The organism is Neolewinella sp. (assembly GCF_965214665.1).
Classification (GTDB): domain Bacteria; phylum Bacteroidota; class Bacteroidia; order Chitinophagales; family Saprospiraceae; genus Neolewinella.
Window position 1 is genome coordinate 3,866,138 of the sequence record NZ_OZ243970.1, and the last position, 26,363, is coordinate 3,892,500.

Sequence of the window (26,363 nt, forward strand, 5' to 3'; positions counted from 1 at the left end):
AAGGTGGGTTCTTTTTAGAAGGTTTACGCCCCGGGCAAGGTAATTTGTGCCCGTACAACAAAAAACCCCATGCCCATGACCCTCGGCATCGCTACCGACCACGGCGGCATCGAACTCAAGCAGCAGCTCCAGCAGTACCTCGAAGAACAGGGCCACACGGTCCGCGACTTCGGCGCCTTCGACTACGACGCCCAGGATGACTTCCCGGACTTCGTAGTACCCCTGGCCCGTGCCGTTGGCTCCGGCGAGGTAGAGCGTGGCGTGGCCGTGTGCGGTAGTGGAGTGGGGGCCAGTATCGCCGCCAACAAGATCAAGAACGTGCGCGCCTGCCTCATCAACGAGACCTACTCGGCCCGCCAGGGCGTGGAGCACGACGATATGAATATGATCTGCCTGGGGGGGCGCGTCATTGGCATCGCGCTAGCGAAGGAGCTGCTGGACAACTTCGTGGGGGCGCAGTACCAGGCACTTCCCCGCCAGCTTCGCCGGATGGGTAAGATCGCGGACCTCGAGAAGTAGTACCGTGCTGTCTCCATTACAAAACTGCCTCCGGTTGCGCTAAGACAGCCGACGGATACCAAGTAATTACCTATCTCATTCGCTCCAGTAATCATCTCGCATTATGATGACGCTCGCTACCCTCCACCGCACCTGCGGCCCCGCCCTACTACTCGGTCTGTTTGCTAGTACACTAATCGCCCAGTCGCTACCCCCCCAAAAGGAACGACTCGTAACTACGATCGACCAACAGCAAGAAGAGCTTATCAGCCTTTCCGACCAAATTTGGGCCCTGGTTGAAGTAGCCTTCGAGGAAACCGGGAGCGCCGCACTGTTAGCCGACTACGCCGAGGCAGCGGGGTTTCGGGTCGAACGGGGCGTTTCGGGCATGCCCACCGCCTTCATCGCCGAGTACGGGAGTGGGCAACCGATCATCGGCGTTTTGGGAGAATTCGATGCGCTGCCGGGACTGAGCCAGCAAGCCACCCCCGGTAAGAACCCCCTGCACGAGGGAGAAGCCGGGCACGGCTGCGGTCATAACCTCTTCGGCGTCGGTAGTCTGGCCGCCGCTATCGCGGTAAAGGAAGCGATGGAACGCGGGGAGGTATCGGGTACGATCCGCTTCTACGGTACGCCCGCCGAGGAAAAGTACTTCGGAAAGCTCTACCTGGCCCGCGACGGGCAGTTCGATGATCTGGATGCCTGCCTGGACTGGCACCCGGCCCCGAAGATCGAAGCGGACGTGCAGTCGAGCCTGGCCCTGGTCGACTTCATCGTCGAGTTTCGGGGGCAGGCTGCCCACGCCAGTGCCGATCCCTGGAACGGTCGCTCCGCCGCCGATGCGATGGAGCTGATGAGCGCGGGAATCAATGCCTACCGCGAGCACCTGCAGCCAACGGTACGTATCCACACCCACATGATGCAGGCCGGTGATGTGGTCAACGTGGTGCCTGACTACGCCAAGTACTGGGTGCGGGTACGGGACAGCAAACGAGAGGGCATGGAGCCGGTGTGGAAACGCGTGGAGGAGATCGCCCGTGGCGCAGCCATCATGGCCAACGTCGACTACGAGATCACGCTCGTCTCCGGGCTCCACGAGGTGCTCGTGAACCGCGCCGGCGGCACGGTCATGCAGGCTAATCTGGAGCTGTTGGGAGACATCACCTATACGGACGAGGAGACCGCCTTCGCCCACGGCATTCAGCAGGCAACGGGTAAGGAGCAGGTGGGACTCGACGGTACCGTAAAACCACTAGAAGAGACGAAAGAAAATCCCGGTGGGGGGAGTACCGACGTAGGCGACGTCAGCTGGCTGGTCCCCGAGGTACGCCTGGGAGTGACCACCGCCCCGGTCGGCACCCCCTGGCATAGCTGGGCCGTAGTGGCCTGCGGGGGTATGAGTATCGGCCACAAGGGCATGCTTTATGCGGGTAAGGCACTGGCGCTGACGATGTATGACCTATTTCAGAGTCCGGAGACGCTGGCGGCCATGCGCGAAGAGTTCGCGGAGCGACGGGGGGAGGCCACTTACGAGGCGATCCTACCGGAGGCAGGCCCCCCCATCCCGGGCAAGAAGTAGGCTCTTACAGAATTAGGTTCATTTCGTGTATGCCTACGGTCTCAGTATGTTCGCCCAACTCCGCACCCGGCTTACATCTAGGGCCCCTCCCCCAGATGACGCCGCCCCCATTCCTCACCGCTAGCGTACCTTACCACCAAAACCAGCACCCCACATGGACCAGCAACTGTATGACTTCGGCATGATCGGCCTCGGCGTAATGGGCCGCAATTTTCTCCTCAACGTAGCCGACGATGGCTACGGCGCACTCGGCACCGACATCAATGAGGAGTCCGTCAGCTCGCTCAATGAGGAGGGGAAGGACATGCGCGTGAAGGGGGTCAACACCCAAAAGGAATTCGTGAGCCTGCTGAGCAAGCCGCGTAAGATCATGCTGCTGGTACCGGCCGGCTCCATCGTAGATAAGGTGATCGAGGGCTTGCTGCCGCTGCTGGACGAGGACGACGTGATCATCGACGGCGGTAACAGCCACTACGACGATACCAACCGCCGCTACGAATACCTGAAGACCAAGAACATCCGCTTTCTTGGTGCCGGTGTGTCGGGTGGTGCAAAGGGGGCCCGTCGTGGTCCGAGTATCATGCCCGGCGGTGATCGCTCGGCCTGGGAAGCCGTGAAACCCGTGTTGGAGACCGTAGCCGCTAAGGTGAATGGCGAGCCCTGCGTGACCTACATCGGTGAGAGCAGCAGCGGCCACTACGTAAAGATGGTGCACAATGGCATCGAGTACGGACTCATGCAGCTCATCGCCGAGGCCTACGATATTCTGAAGCGCGTAGGCGGGATGGGTAACGACGAGATGTCGGAGCTCTTTGCTAAGTGGAACAATGGTCGGCTCAACAGCTACCTGATAGAAATTTCGGCCGCCATCCTGAAGCGACGCGACGACCAGACCGACGAGCACCTACTCGACGTCATCCTCGACAAGGCCAAGCAGAAGGGCACCGGTAAGTGGACCAGCCAGTCGGCCATGGATATCGGGGTGCCTATCCCCACCATCGATGCGGCCGTGACGATGCGTGCTATCTCCGCCTTCAAGGAGTACCGCCAGGACAACAGCAAACTGTACACCGATATCCACCCCGAGCTGCCCAAGCTACACGGTAAGGGGCTAGCCGAGTCGGTCGAAAAAGCGCTCTACTTCAGCTTCGTCACTTGCTACGCCCAGGGCATGCAACTCCTTGCCGAGGCCAGCGTGGAGATGAAGTACGACCTCGACCTGGAGGGCATTGCCCGCATCTGGCGCGGAGGCTGTATCATCCGGGCCGAGATGCTCGAAAAAATCCGCCACGCCTACGGCACCCGCGAGGGGCTGAAGAATATGATGGCTACCGAGGAATTTCGCCACGACCTCTTCGACTGCCGTGAGGCCATCGTCGAAGTGACCCACCAGGCCAGCGAGCGCGGGGTGCCGACGATGTGTATGAGCACCTCGCTACAGTACTTCGACGCCTTCCGTTCCGAGCGGCTGCCGCTCAATATGGTGCAGGCGCAGCGTGACTACTTCGGCTCTCATACCTACGAGCGACTGGATCAGAAGGGCATCTTCCACACCGCCTGGGATGCGCAGGTGATCCACAAGGCGGGCGACGAGACGGACCGCCTGGGCCCCAAGGAGACCGGTGTGGTAGACCCCACGGACATTCAGAAAGCCTAGGGCACCCGGAACTACAAATTCAATGTAGCTACAATTAATTTTAGTGTATCGTTCAACCTAGCCGGCGCTGGGGGGTTTGCTCTGTACTGACTGCGACGCTGCGGTCCTCACCAAATTACGCAACACATGTTACGCTACCTATCCCTTTTTGCCTTTGCCACCGTGCTGACCGCCTGTGGCCCCTCGGGTACCGAGGTTGAATCCTCCGACGCACAGGCCGAAAACACCGCCGCCCAGGCCTCAGCCACCTACGCCATCGACGCTCAGGCCAGTACGGTCGAGTGGGAGGGCACCAAGCTCATCGGTGGCGGTCACCAGGGCACGATCCCCATTGCCCAGGGGAACCTGGAGGTAGACGGCAGCTCGCTCGTCGGCGGCGAAGTGACCCTTGACATCACCGGACTGAAAAACGCTGACCTCGACGAGGAGGGCAAAGCAAAGCTGGAAGGCCACCTCAAGAGTGCCGACTTCTTCGACGTAGCCCAGCACCCTACGGCCAAGTTCGTCATCACCAGCGCCACCCCCGCCGCGAATGCCGATGATGGCCATAATTATGACATCACCGGCAACCTTACACTGAAGGGGGTATCGCGTAGCATCACCATCCCCGCCACGGTCACCATGACCGACAACCGCATCGAGGCCACTACGCCCGACTTCGTGATCGACCGTACCGAGTGGGGCATGGAGTACGGCTCCGGCGGGATCGAGGGTATCGCGCAGGATAATATCATCAACGACGAGGTAGGCCTGCGGCTGGACCTAGTGGCGATGAAGTAGTGCTAGTGTGGTGTGTGCTCTCTTGCGTGATAGGATTTTAACCACAGATTTTCACGGAGGAAGACACAGAGTAGCACAGATTTAGGGGAGGTCAGTCGCATGATGTGACTGACCTCTTCGTGTCTGTTCGTCCCGCAGCACCGCTAGGTGCTGGCCTCCGCTTACCTCTGTGTACCTTTCTCCAACGACGGCTCTGTGAAACCTTCGTGAAGCCCTCCGTGTAGCCCGCAGGGCGCTCGGTGGTAAACCCTATACCACCTACCATCACCCCTCCACCAGTCCTACCTTCGCCAAATGGACCAATGGTACACCCTAGCCGACCTACCCACCCTAGTCACCCAGCTCCTCCACCACTACCCACCCCCCCATATCTACGCCTTAGAAGGTGAGCTAGGCACCGGCAAGACCACCCTGGTCACCCACCTCTGCCGCCAGCTCGGCGTACGGGAACCCATCTCCAGCCCCACTTACAGCATCGTTAATGAATACACAGGGCGCGAGGGTACCATATACCACCTTGACTGTTACCGGTTGAAGGATGTAGAAGAAGCCATCGACGCGGGGCTGGAAGAGCTCCTGGGCGGAGCCCCGATAGCTATCGGGGGTGCCGTATTCATAGAATGGCCGGCGGTCATAGAACCCTTATTGCCCCCCGGCGTTGTTTTTCTGCGCTTATACCACGATCCGGCAGGGGAGGGGCGGCGGCGCATCCACGTCACCACCGGCTAGCCCGTAAGCTAATTCATGAGCAGTAAGGATAAGGAAAAGATCGACCTCCCGAAGGAGCTCACCTCGGGCTACGCCCAGACCCAGACGGAAACCCTGGCCATTGAAACACGGGCCGAAGAACTGTTCATCGGTATACCTAAGGAAATTACGCTGCAGGAAAAGCGCGTTGCCCTCGTTCCCAGTGGCGTGCACAACCTGACTACCCGCGGCCACCGCGTACTGCTCGAAACCCAGGCCGGCGAGCCCAGCAGCTTTAGCGACCACGACTACAGCGAGTGCGGCGCCGAGATCGCCTACTCCGCCCAGGAAGTGTACCGCAAGGCCCGCGTGATTATCAAGGTGGCCCCGCCCACCCTCGATGAGATCGAGATGATGCAGGAGGGCTCCATCCTGATCTCCCCCCTACAGTTGCCCATTATCAATGCCGACTACCTCTACCGCCTGAAGCACAAGCGCATCATTGCCCTGGCCATGGAGTACATGCAGGACGAGGAGGGCAGCTTCCCCATCGTGCGCATCATGAGTGAGATGGCCGGGGTGAGCGCCATCCAGACCGCCGCCGAACTCCTCAGCACGAGCCACGGCGGACCCGGCGTTCTCCTGGGCGGTATCTCCGGCGTCCCTAGCGCCAAGGTGGTCATCCTGGGGGGCGGGGTCGTAGCCGAGTACGCCACCCGGGCCGCCATAGGTATGGGCGCGGAGGTGCGCATCTTTGACGATAATATCCACAAGCTCATGCGACTGCAGAACTCGGTGGGTCGCCAGCTTTACACCTCGGCCATGAATCCGGTTTATCTACGCCGTGAGCTACTCGATGCCGACGTAGCCATCGGAGCCATTCACGCCGAGCACGGTCGGGCCCCCATCGTCGTGAGCGAAGACATGGTGCGTGGCATGAAGCCCCACAGCGTCATCATCGACGTCAGCATCGATCAGGGCGGCTGCTTCGCCACCAGCGAGCTCACCAGTCTGGACCGACCCACCTTCGTCAAGTACGACATCATTCACTACTGCGTGCCGAATATCGCCAGCCGGGTGGGACGTACCGCCTCCATCGCCGTCAGTAATATTCTTACCCCCATCCTACTCCGGGCGGAAGGGGCCCGCAACTTCGAGCACTTCCTCTTCCAGCACAGCGGACTGCGCCACGGCATCTACACCTTCCGGGGCTGCCTCACCAACCGCTACCTCGGCCAGCGCTTCGAGATGCGCCATACCGACATCGACCTGCTGATGACTAGTGGCCTGTAATTAAAGCCAGTAGAGTCGATCACCAAAAGTAGCCCCCGCCCTAGCCTGATCCTGCGCAAGCCCCAGTACCATGCCCCCGCCGCCCGCACCGCAGAGTTTGAGCCGGTAGTCCTGTCCGCCATTCCATAGGTCATGAAACTCCGCCGGCACCAGGTAGGGAAAGTTGGGGAGCTGGTACGCCGAAATGTCGCTAAACGCCCCGAATAGATCCTCGCGATCACCGTTCAGCAGGGCTGTAATGGCCCGCTCGTTTGGTTCCATCCACCCGCTGCGGATATCTGGTACTAATCCCCCATCGACCGCCCGGGTGAACCGCCAGATGAGGTCGCTTGCACTACGCGCGACTCCGGTATCGACCAGGAAAAAACCCTGGTGCCAGCCCTCCGCAAGTTGTACCGCACCTGCGGCCCCGCCCTGAAGTAACAGCGGCTGTTGTAGGTAACAGACCAGGGGGTCCGTGCCGGAGCTTTCCCCGTGAAAGTGCCCTTCCATAGTAGCCAGGGTGCCGCGCAAACTTCTCATATCCAGCAACTTACCGGCCGTAGTGGCGTAGCGGTCAAATACGGCGGCACATACCGCTCCGCTACTGCCCAATCCGTAGCCGGTAGGGATATTGCCGGCCAGTCGCGCGCCCTTCCCTAGGTCGCGGGCCAGCAATTCGCAATCTAAAAGTGGGGCGGGCACGCAGGTGCGCAGGTAATCGCAAAGGCCGAGTAAACGGGGATCCGGTTCCCCCTGCGCCCACTCGAGCGTGAACCTCGGGTAGGGCACCGCCAGCCCCCGGCTACCGCGCAGGATGATGTGCTCGCCGAAGAGGAGGATTTTGGCGGGGTATGACATAGTGAGGGTGCGGGGCCGCGGGATGCAAGGTAGGCGAGTAGGGGGCAAAAGTTTCGTAAACTACCCTCCTAACCGCTTGCCATGCACCATTTCCTATTCGTTTGCTTGTTTGCGCTGTCCTCCGTTTTAGCCGCTCAGATGGGCACGCCTCCCAACGTCCTGCTCATCCTCACCGACGACCAGGGCTACGGCGATCTGGGCTACCAGGGCAACTCCGTCATTCGTACGCCCGTGCTTGACAGTTTGGCCGCGGAGAGCGTGCGCTTCGCCAACTTTTACGTCTCACCCGTTTGCGCGCCCACCCGAGCTAGCCTCATGACGGGCCGCTACTCCCTGCGAACGGGGGTGCGGGATACCTACAACGGCGGCGCGATCATGGCAGGCTCCGAAGTCACACTCGCAGAGGTACTGCGACAGGCCGGGTACCGTACCGGCATTTTCGGCAAGTGGCACCTGGGGGACAACTACCCGGGCCGACCTTCTGATCAAGGATTCGACGAGAGCCTGATCCACCTGGCCGGGGGCATGGGGCAACCGGGTGACTTCCTGAACTACTTTCGTGGGGACAGTAGCTACTTCGATCCCGTACTCTGGCATAACAACGAGCCCGAGAAGTATGCAGGCTACTGCTCCGATATCTTCGCCGGAGCGGCGCGTGACTTCATTGCCCGGGCGGACGAGCGGCCGTTCTTCTGCTACCTTTCTTTCAACGCTCCGCACACGCCCCTACAGGTAAAGGCTGCCGACTATGCCCGCTACGCTGAGGCTGAGGTCACTCTGCCCTACGGCGAACCTACCGGAACGGAACCTCCCATGAGTGAAGGCGATGTGGAAGCAGCACGGCGGGTTTACGCCATGGTTACCAACATCGACGACAACCTGCGGCGGGTGTTCCGGACGTTGGATAGCCTGGAGCAGCGGGAAAATACCATCGTCATCTTTATGACCGATAACGGTCCGCAGCAGTACCGCTACAAGGGTGGCCTGCGCGGTCGCAAGAGCGATGTGTACGAGGGTGGGGTACGGGTACCCTTTTTCCTGCGGTATCCGAAACGGTATGCCGGAGGTACCACGATCACAGTTCCGGCTGCCCACCTGGACGTACTGCCCACCCTCACCGAGCTGTGTGGTGCCACACTGCCGCAGGACCGTGCGATCGACGGAATAAGTCTGGTGCCGGCGCTCGGTGGGAACACGGCCGGTCTGTCCGACCGCTCCCTTTTCTCCTACTGGACCCGCAAGTACCCCGTGCCCTACCGCAATATGTCGCTGCTGCGTGATGGGTACAAGCTGGTCGGTCAGGTGGACTACGATGCGCCACTGGAACGGTTTGCCCTTTACGATCTGCGCAATGATGCAGCGGAGCAGGACAATCGTATCGACGAGCGGCCGGAGTTAGGCCAGGAGCTACGCGATAGTATGGACGGTTACTACCGGGAGTTGATCGAGTCGCCTAATTTACGCACGCCACCCCGCATCCTTGTAGATTCCACCGAAGAGAACCCCCTTTATCTAAACCGAAACGATGCGGCCGGGCAGCGGGAGATCTGGACGCAAGATGAGGTGTACGGTCTCTGGGCACTTGAGGTCGTGACCCCAGGTGCGTATACCGTCCGGGCGAAGTTTATCGATCCGCAACCTCCCGGGGGGACAATGTACCTAGAGCTAGGTACCCAGCTCTTCACGAAGGAAATTCAGGATACGACCGACCTGATCGAGCTGACGGATGTGATGCTTGAGCGTGGGCCGGTAGATCTTATTCCCATCTACAAAATTGGTGGTCGGCGTGTATTTCCACTTTGGGTACGACTAGGCTCTAGCACTGGTCATTAACCTCGTAGTGTGCCGATAGGATAGTGAAAGACTGTCAGTCGACGTAAGTTTGGCGGATAGTCTCGGTGAGCTTCTTCCGCTCTGCTTTGGTGATGGTACCGGCTACCTTGGTAATTCTCCCTTTATCTATCGTACGTATCTGCTCGACTACGGCATATCCTGTGCCCTTTTGTGTAGTCACGGCTACTCGGGTAGGGTAATCTTTACTTTGGGAGGTCAGGGGGATAACTACTACAGACCGTAGGTTCCTATTGAGCTCATCAGGAGACACTACCACACACGGGCGGGTCTTCTTTATTTCGCTGCCGACAGTAGGATCCAGGTTGACGATCACTATAGCGAATCGGGATATTTTCAAAAGTCGAAAGTTTCGTCCACAAAAACATCATTGATGAGAAGCTCATCGTCTCCTTCGGCAGCCATTTTAGCGAATGCTTCATCCCAACCTTCCCGGACTTTCCTCGCTGGTTTGATTAAGATACCTTCTTTGAGTAAATTCATCTCGATAGTATCTTCAATCGCGTATTCTTGCAGCACTTTCTTTGGGATACGAACCCCTTTTGAGTTCCCGATCTTGACAATCTTGGCCTCCATAATGTAATTACTTTGTGCCTACAACTGTCTACTAAGAGATTTAGTTCACCAACCAATTACTTTCCGGCTCACCCATTTCCTCACCCGGTAGGGGAGTAGCCGGCTTAGGGGGGCGAACACCCTCGTATCCCGCCCCACGTAGGTGCGAAACTTACCCGTTCGCACGATCTTCCAGGTGGCTTCGGCAATGTCGCGGGGGGTGAGCCTGATGTCGGTCGGGCGGAGCTTGCGGTGTACGTTGACGTAGTCCAGGACGATGGGGGTGGTGGCGTACATGGGCAGCAGGTCGCTGACGCGGATACCGTCAGCCTCCAGTCCGATGTCGAGGCTCTCGGAGAAGCTCAGCACGGCCCGTTTGGTGGCCGAGTAGCTGACCAACTCAGGATTGCCGTGCAGGGCCGAGGCCGAGGCGACGTTGATCAGGTGGGCCCCCGGAGTGAGGCGCAGCAGAGGGATGGCGGCGTAGGCCACGTTCATGACTCCGAACAGATTGACATCGACGATGCGGCGATGCTGCTCGATGGGCACGTCAGTAAAGGCACCTACCCCGGTGATGCCGGCATTGTTGAATAGTACGCGCAGATGACCGCCGGTATGCTCACCGAAGTGGGCGACGGCCCGGCGGGCCCCCTCGATGTCGGTGACGTCCAGGCGGGCGTAGCAGGCGTGGTCCGGTCCACCAAGGTCGGCGGCCAGGATGGCCAGTGCCTCCGAATCGAGATCGTACAGTCCCACAAACCAGCCCTCGCTGACGAACTTGCGGGCTACGGCCTGGCCAAAGCCGCCGGCCGCTCCGGTGATGAAGATGCTTGGTTTAGTGGTGGCCATCAGTACACTTCTTCTAGGGGTGCTACGCGGGCGGGGGCAGCGATGGGCCCATTGTGGTGGGTGCCGTGGGTCCGATCGTAGGCCTGGGCTTGCTTCCGAAGGCGGTCGTAGCGCTTGAGCTGTTTGGCTACGCCGCGCACTACGTCGTAGGGGTCGATGAGGTGGGTATCCATGATGCGGTCGCCGTTGTGCTTATAGACGGCACCGACCGGTTGACTAATCTCGCGCTGTAGCTTAATGTGCTCGGCCACGAGCTTGCCGTAGGGCTCGAAGACCTGCCCGACGCCGCCGCGGAATTGGTACCAGCCCAGGTAGTAGATGCCGCGGTAGTCGGGCAGCATGGACCAGCCGTAGACCTGGGCCACGGTACCCTCCACCCGCTGCAGTTCCTCGGGTAGGAAGGGGTAGCTAAGGTGGTAGCCGGTGGCGCAGGCGATGAGATTGGCCGCCACGCGGCTGCCATCGGTAAAGACGACCTCCTTACCGTCGAGGCGCTCGATACCGGGTTTAGCGGTGAGCCGTCCGTGCTTGATGTAATGCAGTACCTCCGAGCCCAAGGTAGGGTGCTTTTCGAAGGGCTCGTAGTCGGGCTCGGGCAGGTTGTAGTCCGACCAGGAGCCCTGCACCAGCTTGACCATTAGCTTGATGAAGGGGCGCTGAAACCAGACCGGCCAGGTAGCAAAGGGGCTATCGGCGATGGGCTTGCCCATAAAGGTCTTGGGAAAAAACCAGACGCCGGAGCGCAGGCTGAGGTAAGCCCTGTCGGCCAGCCGGGCGCTCTCGCTCGCCAGGTCGCAGGCTGAATTGCCACCGCCTACTATTACGACTCGCCGGCCCGTCAGTTGCTCCCGCTTTTTGTAGTCTTTAGAGTGCATAATCTCGCCGTCGAACTGCCCCCGAAACTGCGGCATGTTCCGGTCCCAGTGGTGGCCGTTGGCGAGCAACACCCCCTCGTAGTGGCGTACCTCTCCGCTGTCTAAAGTCACTTCCCAGAGGTTATCGGCGATGGGCCGCACGTAGTCGACGCGGGTATTGAACTCAATGGCATCGTGCAGTCCGAAGTGGCGGCTGTAGTCGATATAGTAGTCCAGCATATTTTGCGCGCTGGGAAAGTCGGGGTAGTGGTCCGGCATGGGGTAGCCGGGGTACTGAGTGATGAGCTTGGAGGAGATGATGTGGGCGGTGGGGTACACGCCGTGGAGCCAATTGCCGCCCACCTCGCGATCGGCCTCGACGTGGTCGTAGGCGATACCGGCTTCCTGGAGGCCGCGGGCGGTTCCGAGGCCGCAGGGGCCGGCGCCAATGATAAGGTGGCGGTCGCGGCGATCGGTGGGATTTTGCATGCTGGGTCGACTTTGAGTTTCTGGAAGGTACGACAATAGCGAAAATTCGCCGGAGTGCTTGCGATGGCGCGTTACTGCGATCATCAGGCGTACCCCGGCAGGGATGCCGGGAGCCAATTACCCCGGTAGGGATGCCGGGAGCCAATCAGTAGGCCTTAGCAAACACCACCCGCCCCCGACTCGGTTTCCCCGACAGCATATCCGCCCCCTGCTCCTCCGACCGGCCATTGGGGATGCAGCGGATGGTCGCCTTAGTGAGTTCCTTGATTCTGAGCTCCGTTTCGGTGGTGCCGTCCCAGTGCGCGTACACGAAGCCCGGAACGTCGCGCTCGATCACCTCCTGAAACTCCTCGAAGGTGTTGACGTAAGTTGTGTGCTCTTCGCGAAAGCGCACGGCCCGATCGAAGAGATTTTGCTGGATGTTCGCGAGCAACTGCACGACGTGGTCGACGATGCCCTCCAGGGGCTGGCTCCCCTTCGTTTTTTCATCGCGACGGGCTACCTCGATGGTGCCATTCTCTAGGTCGCGCCTGCCGAGGCCCAGCCGGATGGGGATGCCCTTCAGTTCGTTTTCGGCAAATTTGAAGCCGGGGCGCTGCTTGGCATCATCGTCGTAGGTGACGCGAACGCCGCGGGCCTTCAGCTGCTCCATTAGTTCGCGGGCCTTGGCGTCGAGCAGTTCGTTCGGCTTTGGAATGGGGACGATGACGACCTGTACGGGAGCCAGCTTGGGGGGCAGCACCAGTCCCTCGTCGTCACTGTGGGTCATGATGAGCCCACCGATCAAACGGGTAGAGACGCCCCAGCTACTGGCCCAGACGTACTCCTCCTGGTTGTCCGCGTTACTAAACTTGACGTCGAAAGCCTTGGCGAAGTTCTGCCCCAAGTTATGGCTCGTACCGGCCTGTAGGGCCTTGCCATCCTGCATCAGCGCCTCGATGGTATAGGTGTCGATGGCTCCGGCGAAGCGCTCATTGACCGTCTTCACGCCCCGCAGGACCGGCATGGCCATGTACTCCTCGGCAAAGGTGGCGTAGACCTCCTGCATCTTTAGCGCCTCTTCGAGCGCCTCGTCGGCCGTGGCGTGGGCGGTGTGCCCTTCCTGCCAGAGGAACTCGGCGGTGCGCAGGAACAGGCGGGTGCGTAGCTCCCAGCGCACCACGTTGGCCCACTGGTTGATGAGCAATGGTAGGTCGCGGTAGCTGGTAATCCAGTCGCGGTAAGTGTGCCAGATAATGGTCTCGGAGGTGGGGCGTACGATGAGCTCCTCCTCGAGTTTAGCCTCGGGGTCGACGATAACGCCGCTGCCGTCCTCGGCGTTTTTGAGTCGGTAGTGGGTGACTACGGCGCACTCCTTGGCGAACCCCTCGACGTGATCCGCCTCGCGGCTCAGGAAGGACTTAGGGATAAACAGGGGGAAATAGGCGTTGACGTGGCCCGTCTCCTTGAACATATCGTCGAGCTGCCGCTGCATCCGTTCCCAGATCGCGAAGCCGTTGGGCTTGATGACCATGCAGCCCCGTACCGCGCTGTTCGAGGCTAGGTTGGCCCGCTTGACGATGTCGAGGTACCATTCGGAATAATTCTCGTCCCGGGCGGTGATTGCTTTGGCCATGGGTCAACTTTGGGGTGGGGTAACACGTTGATAATTAATGGATAAGGGCCTGGGGTCAGTAACGACTGACCGGGCTACCTCCACCCGTTTTGTATCTTCCATTTGGTAAGCAAACTGGCGTTTAACGCTTTTGCCGGCACCTTTTAAGGGCGTTTTAACCAAATGATGGGCACAAACTTACTACTTTAGACCTTGAATCAGTGGCAGACTCACGGATTGCACAATTACCAAACATCATGCTTAAGCAAAAGCTACTCTTCGCGGCCTCGTCCTTACTTGCCCTGCTGTTCGTCACGACCAGCCTACAGGCGCAGTATGACGATATGTACTACGATCCGGATGACTACCGTAGCGTAGAGCCCGCGCCCGACTACTATCAGGACAATTACGCCGAGCGCAACGACGCGCCCCGTGACAACTCCTTCCGCTCTTCGTCGAGCTACGACGATGACTACTACGATTACGCCTACTCCAGCCGCATTCGCCGCTTCAATCGGCCCTATGCCGGTTTTGGCTACTACGATCCGGTCTACGTAGATGCAGCCTACTACGATCCGTTCTACCGGCCCTTCGGTACCACGTCGCTAATTTATAACAGTGGCTTTGGCTACAACCGCTTCGGTCGTAGTGCCTTCTTGGAGCCCGTCATCACGCCGTACGGTATCGCTTACATCGACCGTGGCTTCGGTGGTTGGAACCGGAGTTTTGGCTGGAACGACCCTTACTACGGTAATGCCTGGGGTGGCGGTGGTTTCGGTCGCGGCTACTACGGTGGCGGTGGCTTCGGCTACGGTGGCTTTGGCGGTGGCGGTTTTGTCTCCCCCGGTGGCTACTACTGTCCTCCCGCCTGGGGTGGTGGCAATACCTACGTGGTGAACAACAACGTAAGCAACGCCCCCGCTCGCCGTACGGTTACATCCGTACCCCGCGCCGCTACCACCTCGATCGCTGACCGCGTAGTTCGCAACCGCGACAATACTGCGGTGAGCCCCCGCTCGCTCGACAACCGCGGTACTACGACCCGTAGCAGCAGTGGACGCACGCTGCGCACTGACGATCGTGCCCGCACTACCGTCACCCCACGGTCTAACACGCGGTCCGCCGTACCCAGCCGCACCTACACACCTAGCCGCTCCGCCACGCCCAGCCGTAGCACCACGCCCCGGACCTATACCCCGAGCCGCAGCACCACGCCGAGCCGGAGCTATTCGCCCAGCCGTAGCACTGCACCCCGCAGCTATTCGCCCAGTCGGAGTGCTACCCCGAGCCGCAGCTACAGCCCGAGCCGTAGCGCGACCCCGAGCCGCTCCTATACTCCCAGCAGCAGCAGTACGCGTAGCTCCAGTCCCAGCCCGACGCGTTCTACGACCAGTACCCGCTCTACCACCCGGGGGGGCGGCGGCCGCTAAGTCAGTAGTCCACCTTAAACATCCAAAGGGGATGCGTACCATCGGTACGCATCCCCTTTTTTCGTCGCCGCCGCTTAAAGAAAGCATAAACCGAAGTACGGGCCCAAACTTTCGATTTACCCCCGGCCTTCTTAAGGGACCAAGCACCTCGACACATGAACCTACGGCTAGTCCTCGCCGCCCTCCTACTGGCGGGTACCCTGAGCGGACAGACCTTTGATGATGCGCTCCGCTTCTCCTTCGTCACCCCCCAGGGTTCGGCGCGCTTTGCCGGCACAGGAGGTAGCCTCACCCCCCTGGGCGTGGATGCTACTACGCTACACACCAACCCCGCCGGCATCGGCTGGAATCGCTACAATATGGCCCAGGTCACGCCCGGCTTTACCCTTACCGGCGTAAAGTCGGACCTAGCGCCCGATGCCGCCTCCGGCCCCCTCAATGAGTCGGTCGCTAATTTCAACCTGCCCAGTATAGGGCTCATCTTCGCCGGTACCACCCGCTCCGTCAATTGGTCCACCCTCAACTTTGGGGTGAGTGTGACCCGGTTGGCCGATTATAACCGGCAAACGCGCTTTAGTGGACGGAGCCAGGGCAGCATTATCGACGGATACGCCGCTGACCTGAATGCCGGCTTCAACGATCCCTATGGAAGCGATTTAGCCCTTCAGACCGGAGCACTTTTCCAGGACGATCAGGGGTACTTTAGCGATTTCGACCTGGCAGAAAATGACGGTGGGCGCGTTCGTCGCGATGGTCTGTTTGACCGCCGCGGTAGCATGAGCGAAGTGGCCATCGGATTCGGGGGCAACTACCGCGAGAAGCTTCTCTGGGGAGTCTCCTTCGGTATTCCCTTCTTTACCTACGACGATGTCTACTCCTACGAAGAGGTGGATGACCAGGGCGAAATTTCGGGCTTCGACAATTCCTCCTTCGACCGGAGCCTGGTCAACAGCGGCACGGGCTTCAACCTTAAGTTCGGCCTCACTTACCTGCCCACCGAGCAGCTGCGACTCTCCGGGGCCATTCACTCGCCTACGGCCTGGACCGTTGACGAGCAGTTCTCCACGGGCTTCACCTACAACTATACCGACGAGGACGGCAACGCCCTCGGTGGCACCGCCCTCAGCCCCCTCAATACCGTCACCTATAACCTGCGCACCCCCTGGCGTTTTATGGTTGGTGCCGGCTACCTCATCGGCAACTGGGGTTTCGTAAGTCTGGACGCTGACTACGCTGATTACCGGGGCAACAGCGTCAGTTTTGATGATTTCGCCACCGCCGCCGATGACGTGAACGCTAGCATTGACGATAACCTCAGCAACAGTATCGGCCTGCGCCTCGGCGGCGAGCTCAACCTCAAGCCCATCCAGCTACGTGCGGGCGTCGGCTACCGTCAGGTCCCCTACGCTCTGTTTCTCAACGATGAGGATGAGGCCTACCTGACCTACAGCGCCGGGGCCGGCTACAGCATCGGTAAATTCTTCGTCGATCTGGCCGCTCAGTACAGCGGAGCGAGCGGCTTCGAGACGGCCTACAACGCACCGGCCAACTTGGAGCAGCCCCTCATCACTACCGATCGCACCCAGGTCTCGGTCCTCCTCACCGTAGGCTTCCGCGGCTGGAACGCCGGTTTTTAGCCCCCGGTGGACTCCCTCACCCAGATTGTCCTCGGGGCCGCCGTCGGCGAGGGCGTCCTCGGTCGCCGCGTCGGCAACCGCGCCGTGCTCTGGGGCGGCATCGCCGGCACGGATAGTGGAGCAGTTCTCAGGTCCGCGGGGTGACGGCCGGGTCATGTTCGAATCGCTCTGGGAACGCATGTGGGGGATTTGACGTGTCATCCTCCCTTGCATTCTAAAAAAAGGTAGTAAAAACCTATAAATGGCGGGTTGCAACCGATTTAAGAAAAATTTTGTGATCGAAACGTGTACAGCAGATTGCGAATCGCACTAGCTTTAGTGCGATCACGCGCGGTGATTTGCTGGGTGCCGAGCCCGGCGACCAAACCCATTTTTCACACCCATTAGCTGTTACCTTATCATGCAAAAACTACTGCTATTATTCGTGTTGTTCCTGCTTTGCACGGCGGGCGGCACGGCCCAAACCATCGTCGAGCGCTACGGTCAACTGACCGTCGACGGCAACCGCATCAAAGACGAGTGCGGCCGCGTTGCCCAGGTCAAGGGCATGTCCTACTTCTGGAGCCAGTGGGAGGGCAAGGAGTACTATAATGCTAACGTGGTCAAGTGGCTACGTGACGACTGGAAGGTCGAGGTCGTGCGGGCCGCCATCGCCGTACGCGGCGAGGACGACTACATCACCGACCCCACCACCCACTACAACCGCGCCGTAGCGGTCATCGACGGGGCCGTGCAGCACGGCATCTATGCCATTGCCGACTTCCACGCCCACGATGCCGACCAGTACACCGCCCAGGCGAAGACTCTGTTTAGCCAGCTTTCCGCCCGCTACAAGGGAAAACCTAATATCATCTACGAAATCTGGAACGAGCCCATTGGCGGTGGTGACGACGCCTCCGCGCGGGCTACCTGGAGCCGGATCAAGACGTACGCCCGCGAGGTGATTTCCGTGATTCGCGACAACGACCCCAACGGACTCATCGTCGTCGGCACCCCCTTCTATTCCCAGCGCGTCGACATTGCCACCGAAAGCCCGCTGACTACCGACAGCAAGGGCCGCCCCGTCGGCAACGTGGCCTATACCATTCACGCCTACGTCGGTACCCACAAGGCCGACCTACGCGCTAAGGGGGATGTCGCGCTGGGCCGTGGCTACGCCCTATTCATGACCGAGTGCGGCCGTACCGATGCCTCCGCCAACGGAGCCGTTTACCCCGGCGAGTGGGACACCTGGGAAGCCTGGATGGATGCCCGCGGCATCTCCTACGCCAAGTGGAGCCTATCGAGCAAAAACGAAACCTGCTCCAGCCTCCAGCCCGGCGCCCCCGCTAACGGCGGCTGGACTACCGCTCAGCTCCGCCCCGAGGGTCAGTGGAACCGGACTCACTTCCGTAGCGTGAACGCCACCCAACCCTCCGTCTGCGGCGGTACCACCCCTCCGCCCACCTCCTCTCCCACCACCAACCACAACATCTACACCGATAACCTCAATAATACCTGGGCTGACTGGTCCTGGGGAGGTACTAGCACGGTGCGCGACGGTGGCATCAAGAAGAACGGTAGCTACAGCTTCAAATACGACTTCAATGCAGGCGGCGCAATCTCCTTCCGCCACCCCAGCGGCCTGTCGTCCGATAACCTGGTGCGGCTAGAATTTTGGGCCCGCACCTACAGCGGCAGCGCCACCTTCCAGGTCAGCGGCTCCTACGATGATACCTACGAAAACCGCGGTAGCACCACCAACGCCGCCATCACCACTACCTGGAAGAAGTTCTCCTTCACCAAGGCGCAGCTCGGCAACTTCGGCTGGTACCGTCGCTTCTTCCTCTTCAACGGCACCACGGGCGTGGCCGTCTTCCTCGACGACGTCCGGTTGGTGTACAACTCGACCGGCTCGCAGATGCTTGGCGGCCTGAGTACCGCGCCCACTACGGCCCTCGACCAGACGGGCATCCTCAGCCTGTTCCCGAACCCCACCCGGGGGGCCTTCACGATGGAAGTAAATCTGGCCACGGCCGTCCCCCAGCTCAACGTCACCGTCACCGACATTGCCGGCCGCACCGTGCTTCAGCAGCGCCAGGATGCCTTCCTCGGCGCTAACCGCTTCGACCTCACGCTACCGTCCGGCTCGGCCACCGGCGTTCACCTCGTCAGGGTGTACGACGATAGCGGCAGCATCCAGTTCACCCAGCGCCTCTTGCTGGAATAAATCCCCCACTGCGCGTGATCGGCGAGCGCCTCCGGACTTGTTCCGGAGGCGCTCGTTGTTTTGGCTACATTTACGGGCATGATGCGCACGCTCTGCTACCTTACGCTACTGCTCCCTTTTTCAGTTGCCGCCCAGCAAAATCCTCTGGCTGACGTCATTGAGCAGCACCGCGCCGAATTCGCCCCCTGGGTCGACCAGCGCGATAGCTTCGAGGTGCAGGTGCTCTACTCCCAAATCGACCGGCAGCCCGACGGTTCGGTCCGCCTGCATACCTACCGCTGGGGGGGCGACAGCACCCAGTATTTCTACCCCGCCAGCTCCGTCAAGATGCCGGTTGCTGCGCTCGCCCTGCAGAAGCTCAATGAGCTCGGCGTAGTGGGTATGGGGCCGGAAACTCCGATGTACACTGGAATAGGAACTGCACCAGTCCCGATAGCTATCGGGACGCCCCAAACTGCCGTAAGCAGCGACACGAGTAGCCAAACGGGTCTGCCCAGCGTAGCTCACTACATCCGCAAAATTTTCCTGACCAGCGACAACGACGCCTACAACCGCCTCTTCGAGTGGCTGGGGCCCACCTACATCAACAAAGCGTTACAAGCTGCCGGGGTCGCAGGTGCAAGGATCCAACACCGGGTGGGCGTGCCGGACTTCGACGACACTACGGACGCTTACCTCAATCCCGTGCGCTTTGCCGCGGGGTACGAGACGCTGTACCAGGTGGGGGAACGGCACGATACCTACTACGATCCACTGCCCGCCGTGAAGGGGCAACAGCGGGGACTGGGTTACCTGCAGGGCGATAGCCTGATCCATGAGCCCTTTGACTTCAGCCGTAACAACTACCTGAGCATACGCAACCTGCACGATATACTAGTGCGGATCGTGCTGCCGGAGGCGGTGGAGACTCCCTTTCAACTAACCGACTCGGACTACACCCTGCTGCGGGAGGCCATGTCGCAGCGCCCCCGCGAGAGCGTGTCACCGCGCTACGACAAGCCGGATAACTACGTAAAGTTCTGGATCTACGGCGATGAGCCGGAGGAGACCGTGATCCCCGATAGCGTGCGCATCCTCAACAAGGTGGGCTGGGCCTACGGCTACCTGACGGATGCGGCCTACATTACGGATGGGGAGGTCGAATTCATCCTGGTGGGTACCATTCACACCAATGCCAACCGTATTTACAACGACGGGGTGTACGAGACCGACGAGGTGGGCATGCCGTTTTTCGGTAAGCTCGGGCGGGCTATGCTGGAGTATGAGCGTCGGGGCCGCAGTCATGATTGACGAGGGTGCCGACGGGTTCGCCGAAGACGATCTTGCGTAGGTTGGTAGGCTCGTTGATGTCGAAAACGATGATGGGTAGGTTGTTTTCGGCGCAGAGGGCGAAGGCGGCCTGGTCCATGACGCGCAGGTTTTTGGTGAGCGCCTCCCGGAAGGTGATGCAGTCGTACTTAGTGGCCGTGGGGTCCTTTTCGGGATCGGCCGTGTAGATACCGTCGACGCGGGTGCCCTTGAGGATTATCTCGGCGCCGATCTCGTTGGCGCGCAGGGCGGCGGCCGAGTCGGTGGTGAAGTAGGGGTTCCCGGTGCCGCCCGAGAAGATGACCACGCGTCCCTTTTCTAGGTGGCGGATGGCCCGGCGGCGGATGTAGGGCTCGGCGATGGCGGCCATCTCGATGGCCGAGATCAGGCGGGTGTATACCCCGTGGGTCTCCATCATGCTCTGTAACGCCATGCCATTGATGACCGTGGCCAGCATGCCCATGTAGTCGCCCTGAGTACGCTCTACGCCCGACTCCGCCGCCGATAGCCCCCGAAAGATGTTGCCGCCGCCGATTACCACGGCTACCTCTACGCCGATGTCGATCAGCTCCTTGATCTGCTTGGTGTAGTAGGTGAGCATGAGGGGGTCGATGCCATACTGCTGATTGCCCATGAGGGTTTCTCCGGACAGTTTGAGCATGATGCGGCGGTAGGTGAGGGCCATAAGAGGGGGTTGGTTTGGCCAAAGATAGATGGAAGGGGTTAGACCCGGCTTTGCCGGGGTAGACCCCTCGCTGGCGCGTTCGGGGGTAGACCGCTGCGCGGGTAGAGCTGCCGCATGTCGTGCCTGCGAGACGGGTCTACCCCGAAGGGTCTACCCCGCTTTAGCGGGTCTACGTCCGAACGCGCCAGCGAGGGCTCTACCCGGTCGCGACAGCGCCGGTCTACAATCTTTGCTCAAGAGCAGGGACCATAGCTTCTTTCCACGCCGCAAATGAATCATCCAAAATCCGCCGCCGCGCCTCCCGCACCAGGGCCAGGTAGAAGGCCAGATTATGCAAACTAGCCAGTTGCGGACCGAGCAACTCGTTGGTGCGAAACAGGTGGCAGAGGTAGGCCTTAGAATGCACCCGCGAAGTAGGCGCCGCATCTGCATCCGCATCGATGGGCGAATGATCATTCTTCCACCGCGCATTGCGAATATTGAGGATGCCCCGGCGGGTGTAGAGCATGCCGTGGCGGGCGTTGCGACTCGGCAGTACGCAGTCGAACATGTCTACGCCACGACCGATGCACTCCAGGAGATTAGCGGGGGTGCCGACGCCCATGAGGTAGCGGGGCTTGGCCTTGGGGAGGATATCGCAGCAGAGCTTGGCGATACGGTACATGTCGGGGATGGGCTCGCCGACGGAAAGCCCACCAATCGCATTTCCTGGCTGATCCTGACCGGCGATGAACTCACAAGACTGGGTACGGAGGTCGTCGAAGCTGCCTCCCTGCACGATGGGCAAGAGCGTCTGGGTGTGGCCATACAGCGGCTTCGACTCCTGCATAAAGGTCACACAACGCTCCAGCCAGCGGTGGGTGAGGTGCATACTCGTCTGCGTATACTCCCGGGTGGAGGGGTAGGGGGGGCACTCATCGAATGCCATCACGATGTCGGCCCCGATGGAGCGCTGGATGCCGAGACTACTCTCAGGGCTGAACAAGTGCCTGCTGCCGTCGATGTGACTGGCAAAGGTGGCTCCCTCCTCGGTGATCTTGCGGCGGTGGGCAAGGCTGTAGACCTGGTAGCCGCCGCTGTCGGTGAGGATGGGCCCGTCCCACTGCATGAAGTTGTGCAGGCCGCCGGCCGCCTCCATCACCTCCATGCCGGGGCGCAGGTAGAGGTGGTAGGTATTACCGAGGATAATCTGGGCCCTGACCTGCTCTTTTAATTCCCGCTGGTGCACCCCCTTGACCGTGCCCAGGGTGCCGACGGGCATGAAGATCGGCGTCTCGATCGTGCCGTGGTCGGTAGCGAGCATGCCGGCGCGGGCGTCACTTTGGGTATCGGTATACTGAAGGTCGAACGTCACGGGGCGCGAAGGTAACGGGCGGTCATCGGATGCGTCCCGCAGGGCTCATCCGATGTCTCGCCCTTCGATGTCTTACCCTCTCCGCAGGGCTCATCCGATGTCTCGCCCTAGATTCGGCCTATGAAATTCCTAATCGCAGGCCTAGGCAACCCCGGCCCCAAGTACGCCGATACCCGCCACAACGTAGGCTTTCGCGTGGTCGAGCAACTCAGTGACGAGTGGGAAAGCGTGACCCACGGCGACCTGGCCCGCATCAAGCACCGCGGCAAACAAATCACCCTCCTCAAGCCCAACACCTACATGAACCTGAGCGGCAAGGCCGTGCGCTACTGGCTGCAGGCCGAGAACGTGCCGAAGGAAAACCTGCTGGTGGTGATGGACGATCTACACCTTGACTTCGGCAGACTGCGGCTGCGGGGCAAGGGCAGCGATGCCGGCCACAACGGCCTGAAGGACATTGACCGGCTCACCGGCGGCAACAACTACGCCCGGCTGCGGGTGGGTATCGGCAAGGACTTCCACCCCGGGCAGCAGGCCGACTACGTACTAAGTGAGTGGAATGCGGAGGAGCGCGACGAGCTACCGGCCGTGCTAAAGGACGCCAGTGAGGCTTGCCTGAGCTTCTGCGCCCACGGGCTGGCTAACACCATGAGCGCGTTTAACCGATAAACCGGAAGCGCTAAACGGCGTTACCCCCTCACTAGATTGCACCAGCTCGCTTGAACACACAAGTCACCATCGTCGGCGCCGGATTCGCCGGGCTGTCCGCCGCAGCCTACCTGGCCCGCGACGGTTACCGGGTACGTATCCTGGAAAAGAACGAGGGGTTGGGGGGGCGTGCCCGGCAGTTCGAGGTCGAGGGCTACACCTTCGATATGGGACCGAGCTGGTACTGGATGCCGGAGGTGTTCGAGCAATTCTTCACTGACTTCGGGAGTAGGGCTGCGGAGCACTACGAGCTGGTGCGGCTCGATCCGAGCTACGAGGTGGTCTTTGGCGTGGAGGACCGCATCGAGGTGCCCGCCACTACGCAGGAGCTCTTTGCGCTTTTTGAAGAGCTAGAACCCGGTAGCTCGGCTAATCTGCAGAAGTTTTTGGACGAGGCCGAGTACAAGTACCGGGTGGGCATCAACGAGTTCGTGCAGAAGCCCGGACACAGCATCCTGGACTTTGCCGATGTGCGGGTCTTCAAGTCAGTGTTCAAGCTACAGATGCTGACCGACATGGCTACCTATGTGCGCCGGCTGTTCAAGCACCCGCAGCTAATCCAACTGCTGGAGTTTCCGGTGCTTTTCCTCGGGGCCACTCCAGCCAATACCCCAGCGCTGTATAGCCTGATGAACTACGCCGATCTCAAGCTCGGCACCTGGTATCCGCTGGGGGGGATGCATAAGATCATTGCGGGAATGGCCGCCGTAGCCCGGGGGCAGGGGGTAGAGATTGTCTCGGGTAGCGCGGTGGAAAAGGTGACGACGGCCAACGGAGAGGTTCAGTCTGTCACCACCGCGGACGGCACGGTATATCCCACCGATATCCTGGTCTGTGCCGCCGACTACCACCACTTCGAGCAGGAGCTGCTGGCTCCCCGAGACCGGATGTACTCCGCCGACTACTGGCAGGGGCGCACCATGGCCCCCTCCAGCCTGCTGTTCTACATCGGACTGGACCGCAGGGTGCCCGGGCTGCACCACCATACGCTCTTCTTCGATGCCGACTTTAACCGTCACGCCCACGATATCTACGAGGAGCCAGTCTGGCCGGAAGATCCGCTCTTTTACGTCTGCGCCCCCTCGGTGACCGATCCTAGCGTGGCCCCGGCAGGTTGCGAGAATATGTTCTTCCTCCTGCCCCTGGCCTCTGACCTCGACGACAACGCAGAGCGGCGCGAGCACTACTGGAACCTGATGTGCGAGCGGCTGGCCCGACGCATTGGATTTGATATTCGTCCGCACGTAGTATACCGCCGCGGCTACGCCCATCGGGAGTTCCGGGAAGACTACAACGCCTACCGTGGCAACGCTTACGGACTGGCTAACACCCTGCGGCAGACGGCCTTCCTCAAGCCCAAGCTCCGCAGTAAAAAGCTCCGTAACTTGTGGTACGCCGGTCAGCTGACGACGCCGGGGCCGGGTATGCCCCCCAGCATCATCAGCGGGGAGGTAGCCGCCCGCGACATCAAACGCGCCCTGCCCGTTCATGCTTAGCCTCTACAAACAAGTCTGCCGGGAGTGCGCCAGCCTAGTCACCCGCCGCTACAGCACGAGCTTCAGCATGGGCATCCGGGTGTTCGAACGGCCGCTGCGGGCCCCGATCTACGGCATATACGGTTTTGTGCGCTTCGCCGACGAGATCGTCGATACCTTCCACCACCAGGACAAGCAGATGCTCTTCCAACGCTTTCGTGAGGATACCTACCACGCCCTGGAGCACGGCATCAGCCTTAACCCCATCCTACAGGCCTTCCAGGAGGTGGCCCACCGCTACCAGATCGGCCGTGACCTCATCGACCCCTTCCTGGACAGCATGGAGATGGACCTCGACAATACCCGCTATAACCCGTCCTTATATAAGGAGTACATCTACGGCTCGGCCGAGGTGGTGGGTTTGATGTGTCTTAGAGTATTCGTGGACGGCGACGAGGAGGAGTACGAGCGCCTTAAACCCCCCGCCCAGGCGCTCGGCTCGGCCTTCCAGAAGATCAACTTCCTGCGCGACATCCGCTCCGACTACCACGACCGGGGCCGCGTCTACTTCCCCGGAGTAGACTACGAGCAGTTCGACAACGTCAGCAAGGCAGCCATCGAGGCGGACATTAAGGCCGATTTTGATTTCGCCTATACGGGCATTCTACAGCTGCCTACCAGTGCCCGCTTCGGGGTATACCTGGCCTACCGCTACTACACCAAGCTGTTCCAGAAGATCCGTAATTCCCCGGCCCACGACGTGACCAAGTCGCGCATTCGTGTGGCCGACAGCCGTAAGGTGTACCTGCTGGCTAGCTCTGCCGTCAAGCACCGGTTCAATTTGTTATGAGGGCTACGTCAGCTGGGGGAGGGGCCCCAGATGTAAGTCAGGTGCAGGTGCAGTCGAAATTGGAGCGGGGTTTAGTGTGGTTCATGGTTTTTGCTTTTGCAAGTGGAACCCTGGCACATACGCTGCCGGCGGTACTTCCCATCACACGCTACACGACTGACGGGCTGCTCCTGGTATTGAATGGGCTACTGCTCTACGCGATCTACCGGCGGAATCGGGACCGATGGTTGCTAGTCTGGCTGGTGGTGGCGTACTGTTTTACGTTTGCGGCAGAGGCGGTGGGGGTGGCTACGGGGGCTTTGTTTGGGGAGTATGCGTACGGGGCTACGATGCGGTGGCAGTGGTTGGGGGTGCCTTTTGTGATTGCTTTGAATTGGTGTGTGTTGACTTTGGGGTGTAATGAGGTGGCGCTGCGGGTGTGGTCTGGTGTTGGAGGGTTCACCACAGAGCGCCCTGCGGGCTACACAGAGGGATTCACAGAGTTTTCACAGAGGGGGGTGGCGTTGGAGGGAGGTCACAGAGGGGGAATGACCTGGCGGTCATTCGGGGTGGCGGTGGTGGCTAGTGTGTTGATCGCGCTGTATGACGTGGCGATCGAGCCGGTGGCGGTGAAGCTGGATTACTGGCAGTGGGGTGGGGGGACGATACCGTTCAGGAACTATGTGATGTGGGCAGTGGTGGCGCTGGCGATCTCGCTGCCGTTGCAGGTGTTGGGGATACGGTTTCGGAGTCCGCTGTTGCTGGTGTACCTCGGGGCGCAGTTGTTCTTTTTCGGGGTGCTTAACTTGGTGCTGTGAGCATCGATTACGACATCGCGGTGATCGGGGGGGGACTGGCGGGGCTGAGCCTGCTGTACCATTTGCAGCGAGCCGGGAAGCTGGCGGGGCAGCGGGTGCTGCTGGTGGATGCCGAGGGGCGTAAGACGGGGCACGACCGTACCTGGTCCTTCTGGGAGCGGGGCACGGGGCCGTTTGAGGAGCTGGTGTATAAGCGGTGGCAGCGGGTGAGCTTGCACAACTTTGAAACGGGTTGCACCTGCGACCTCCGCCCGTATGCGTATAAGGTGATCCTGAGTGATGCCTTTTATGCGCACGTCAATGCTGTGCTGGATGGGGTGGGCGGGGTGACGCGGGTGCGGGGGAAAGCGAGTGAACTGCAATCTGCGTCGGAACGGGCGAGCT

General features: G+C 60.5%; 24 protein-coding genes and 1 pseudogene (1 of these 25 cut by a window edge). 17 read left to right on the top strand and 8 right to left on the bottom strand.

The window, feature by feature from the left end:
* Positions 1-69 precede the first annotated feature (69 nt).
* From ACOOHD_RS16520 to ACOOHD_RS16545, 6 genes are all read left to right on the top strand, one after another.
* On the top strand, positions 70-519 hold the full coding sequence (locus ACOOHD_RS16520; protein WP_420458984.1) for an RpiB/LacA/LacB family sugar-phosphate isomerase: 450 nt from the start codon (positions 70-72) through the stop codon (positions 517-519).
* 106 nt (positions 520-625) lie between these two features.
* Positions 626-2,077, top strand: a complete 1,452-nt coding sequence (locus tag ACOOHD_RS16525; protein WP_420461446.1) for an amidohydrolase — start codon at positions 626-628, stop codon at positions 2,075-2,077.
* 154 nt (positions 2,078-2,231) lie between these two features.
* The gene (gene gndA, locus ACOOHD_RS16530; RefSeq protein WP_420458985.1) at positions 2,232-3,734 is read left to right on the top strand and encodes an NADP-dependent phosphogluconate dehydrogenase; all 1,503 of its coding nucleotides are present in this window, start codon (positions 2,232-2,234) and stop codon (positions 3,732-3,734) included.
* A 126-nt stretch (positions 3,735-3,860) separates the two neighbouring features.
* Positions 3,861-4,514: a YceI family protein gene (locus ACOOHD_RS16535; protein ID WP_420458986.1), complete on the top strand. Its 654-nt coding sequence runs from the start codon at positions 3,861-3,863 to the stop codon at positions 4,512-4,514.
* Between the two features lie 294 nt (positions 4,515-4,808).
* Positions 4,809-5,243, top strand: a complete 435-nt coding sequence (tsaE, locus tag ACOOHD_RS16540; protein ID WP_420458987.1) for a tRNA (adenosine(37)-N6)-threonylcarbamoyltransferase complex ATPase subunit type 1 TsaE — start codon at positions 4,809-4,811, stop codon at positions 5,241-5,243.
* 15 nt (positions 5,244-5,258) lie between these two features.
* On the top strand, positions 5,259-6,494 hold the full coding sequence (locus tag ACOOHD_RS16545; RefSeq protein ID WP_420458988.1) for an alanine dehydrogenase: 1,236 nt from the start codon (positions 5,259-5,261) through the stop codon (positions 6,492-6,494).
* Here ACOOHD_RS16545 and ACOOHD_RS16550 read toward each other — a convergent pair whose 3' ends face one another.
* Positions 6,495-7,334 (bottom strand): hypothetical protein, encoded by an 840-nt coding sequence (locus ACOOHD_RS16550; protein ID WP_420458989.1) that lies wholly within the window; start codon positions 7,332-7,334, stop codon positions 6,495-6,497.
* A gap of 81 nt (positions 7,335-7,415) precedes the next feature.
* Here ACOOHD_RS16550 and ACOOHD_RS16555 point away from each other — a divergent pair, with 81 nt between their 5' ends.
* Positions 7,416-9,167, top strand: coding sequence for an arylsulfatase (locus ACOOHD_RS16555; protein ID WP_420458990.1), 1,752 nt, complete (start codon positions 7,416-7,418; stop codon positions 9,165-9,167).
* Between the two features lie 34 nt (positions 9,168-9,201).
* Here the strand turns inward: ACOOHD_RS16555 and ACOOHD_RS16560 are convergent, their stop codons facing one another.
* From ACOOHD_RS16560 to proS, 5 genes are all read right to left on the bottom strand, one after another.
* Positions 9,202-9,501 carry a type II toxin-antitoxin system PemK/MazF family toxin gene (locus ACOOHD_RS16560; RefSeq protein WP_420461447.1) on the bottom strand — a complete coding sequence of 100 codons (300 nt, stop codon included), beginning with the start codon at positions 9,499-9,501 and terminating at the stop codon, positions 9,202-9,204.
* Positions 9,502-9,521: 20 nt separating this feature from the next.
* Positions 9,522-9,761, bottom strand: coding sequence for an AbrB/MazE/SpoVT family DNA-binding domain-containing protein (locus tag ACOOHD_RS16565; protein ID WP_420458991.1), 240 nt, complete (start codon positions 9,759-9,761; stop codon positions 9,522-9,524).
* A gap of 45 nt (positions 9,762-9,806) precedes the next feature.
* Positions 9,807-10,589, bottom strand: a complete 783-nt coding sequence (locus ACOOHD_RS16570; RefSeq protein WP_420458992.1) for an SDR family oxidoreductase — start codon at positions 10,587-10,589, stop codon at positions 9,807-9,809.
* Complete coding sequence (locus ACOOHD_RS16575; protein ID WP_420458993.1) at positions 10,589-11,932, bottom strand: flavin-containing monooxygenase; 1,344 nt, start codon at positions 11,930-11,932, stop codon at positions 10,589-10,591. The genes ACOOHD_RS16570 and ACOOHD_RS16575 overlap by 1 nt, the downstream gene beginning before the upstream one ends.
* Positions 11,933-12,077: 145 nt before the next feature.
* On the bottom strand, positions 12,078-13,547 hold the full coding sequence (gene proS / locus ACOOHD_RS16580) for a proline--tRNA ligase (RefSeq protein WP_420458994.1): 1,470 nt from the start codon (positions 13,545-13,547) through the stop codon (positions 12,078-12,080).
* Positions 13,548-13,783: 236 nt separating this feature from the next.
* Between proS and ACOOHD_RS16585 the strand changes: the two genes are divergently transcribed.
* The 5 genes and pseudogenes from ACOOHD_RS16585 (at position 13,784) to ACOOHD_RS16605 (ending at position 20,092) form a co-directional block, all read left to right on the top strand.
* Positions 13,784-14,956 (top strand): hypothetical protein, encoded by a 1,173-nt coding sequence (locus ACOOHD_RS16585; RefSeq protein WP_420458995.1) that lies wholly within the window; start codon positions 13,784-13,786, stop codon positions 14,954-14,956.
* Positions 14,957-15,111: 155 nt separating this feature from the next.
* A complete protein-coding gene (locus ACOOHD_RS16590) occupies positions 15,112-16,593 on the top strand; it encodes a hypothetical protein (RefSeq protein ID WP_420458996.1) in 1,482 nt (493 codons plus the stop codon).
* Between the two features lie 6 nt (positions 16,594-16,599).
* Positions 16,600-16,704 (top strand): annotated as a pseudogene (locus ACOOHD_RS16595) (metal-dependent hydrolase); the annotation flags it as partial.
* 289 nt (positions 16,705-16,993) lie between these two features.
* Entirely contained in the window at positions 16,994-18,802 is a 1,809-nt protein-coding gene (locus ACOOHD_RS16600) for a cellulase family glycosylhydrolase (protein WP_420458997.1), read from the top strand.
* Between the two features lie 78 nt (positions 18,803-18,880).
* Positions 18,881-20,092: a serine hydrolase gene (locus ACOOHD_RS16605; protein WP_420458998.1), complete on the top strand. Its 1,212-nt coding sequence runs from the start codon at positions 18,881-18,883 to the stop codon at positions 20,090-20,092.
* On the opposite strand, the gene pyrH is transcribed toward ACOOHD_RS16605, so the two are convergent.
* Together pyrH and tgt are read right to left on the bottom strand one after the other, a co-directional pair.
* Positions 20,052-20,795, bottom strand: a complete 744-nt coding sequence (gene pyrH, locus ACOOHD_RS16610) for a UMP kinase (protein ID WP_420458999.1) — start codon at positions 20,793-20,795, stop codon at positions 20,052-20,054. The genes ACOOHD_RS16605 and pyrH overlap by 41 nt on opposite strands.
* Before the next feature lie 220 nt (positions 20,796-21,015).
* Positions 21,016-22,149, bottom strand: a complete 1,134-nt coding sequence (gene tgt, locus ACOOHD_RS16615) for a tRNA guanosine(34) transglycosylase Tgt (RefSeq protein WP_420459000.1) — start codon at positions 22,147-22,149, stop codon at positions 21,016-21,018.
* A gap of 120 nt (positions 22,150-22,269) precedes the next feature.
* Between tgt and pth the strand changes: the two genes are divergently transcribed.
* From pth to ACOOHD_RS16640, 5 genes are all read left to right on the top strand, one after another.
* Complete coding sequence (pth, locus tag ACOOHD_RS16620; RefSeq protein WP_420459001.1) at positions 22,270-22,818, top strand: aminoacyl-tRNA hydrolase; 549 nt, start codon at positions 22,270-22,272, stop codon at positions 22,816-22,818.
* Positions 22,819-22,868: 50 nt separating this feature from the next.
* Positions 22,869-24,353, top strand: a complete 1,485-nt coding sequence (locus tag ACOOHD_RS16625; RefSeq protein WP_420459002.1) for a phytoene desaturase family protein — start codon at positions 22,869-22,871, stop codon at positions 24,351-24,353.
* Positions 24,346-25,182, top strand: a complete 837-nt coding sequence (locus tag ACOOHD_RS16630) for a phytoene/squalene synthase family protein (RefSeq protein WP_420459003.1) — start codon at positions 24,346-24,348, stop codon at positions 25,180-25,182. The genes ACOOHD_RS16625 and ACOOHD_RS16630 overlap by 8 nt, the downstream gene beginning before the upstream one ends.
* Positions 25,183-25,265: 83 nt before the next feature.
* Positions 25,266-25,979, top strand: a complete 714-nt coding sequence (locus tag ACOOHD_RS16635; protein WP_420461448.1) for a carotenoid biosynthesis protein — start codon at positions 25,266-25,268, stop codon at positions 25,977-25,979.
* Positions 25,976-26,363 carry the 5' end (the start) of a lycopene cyclase family protein gene (locus ACOOHD_RS16640; RefSeq protein WP_420459004.1) on the top strand. 755 nt of this gene lie beyond the right edge of the window, so 388 of the gene's 1,143 nt are visible here — the first part of the coding sequence; it begins with the start codon at positions 25,976-25,978; the stop codon falls past the right edge of the window. Before ACOOHD_RS16635 ends, ACOOHD_RS16640 begins: the two co-directional genes overlap by 4 nt.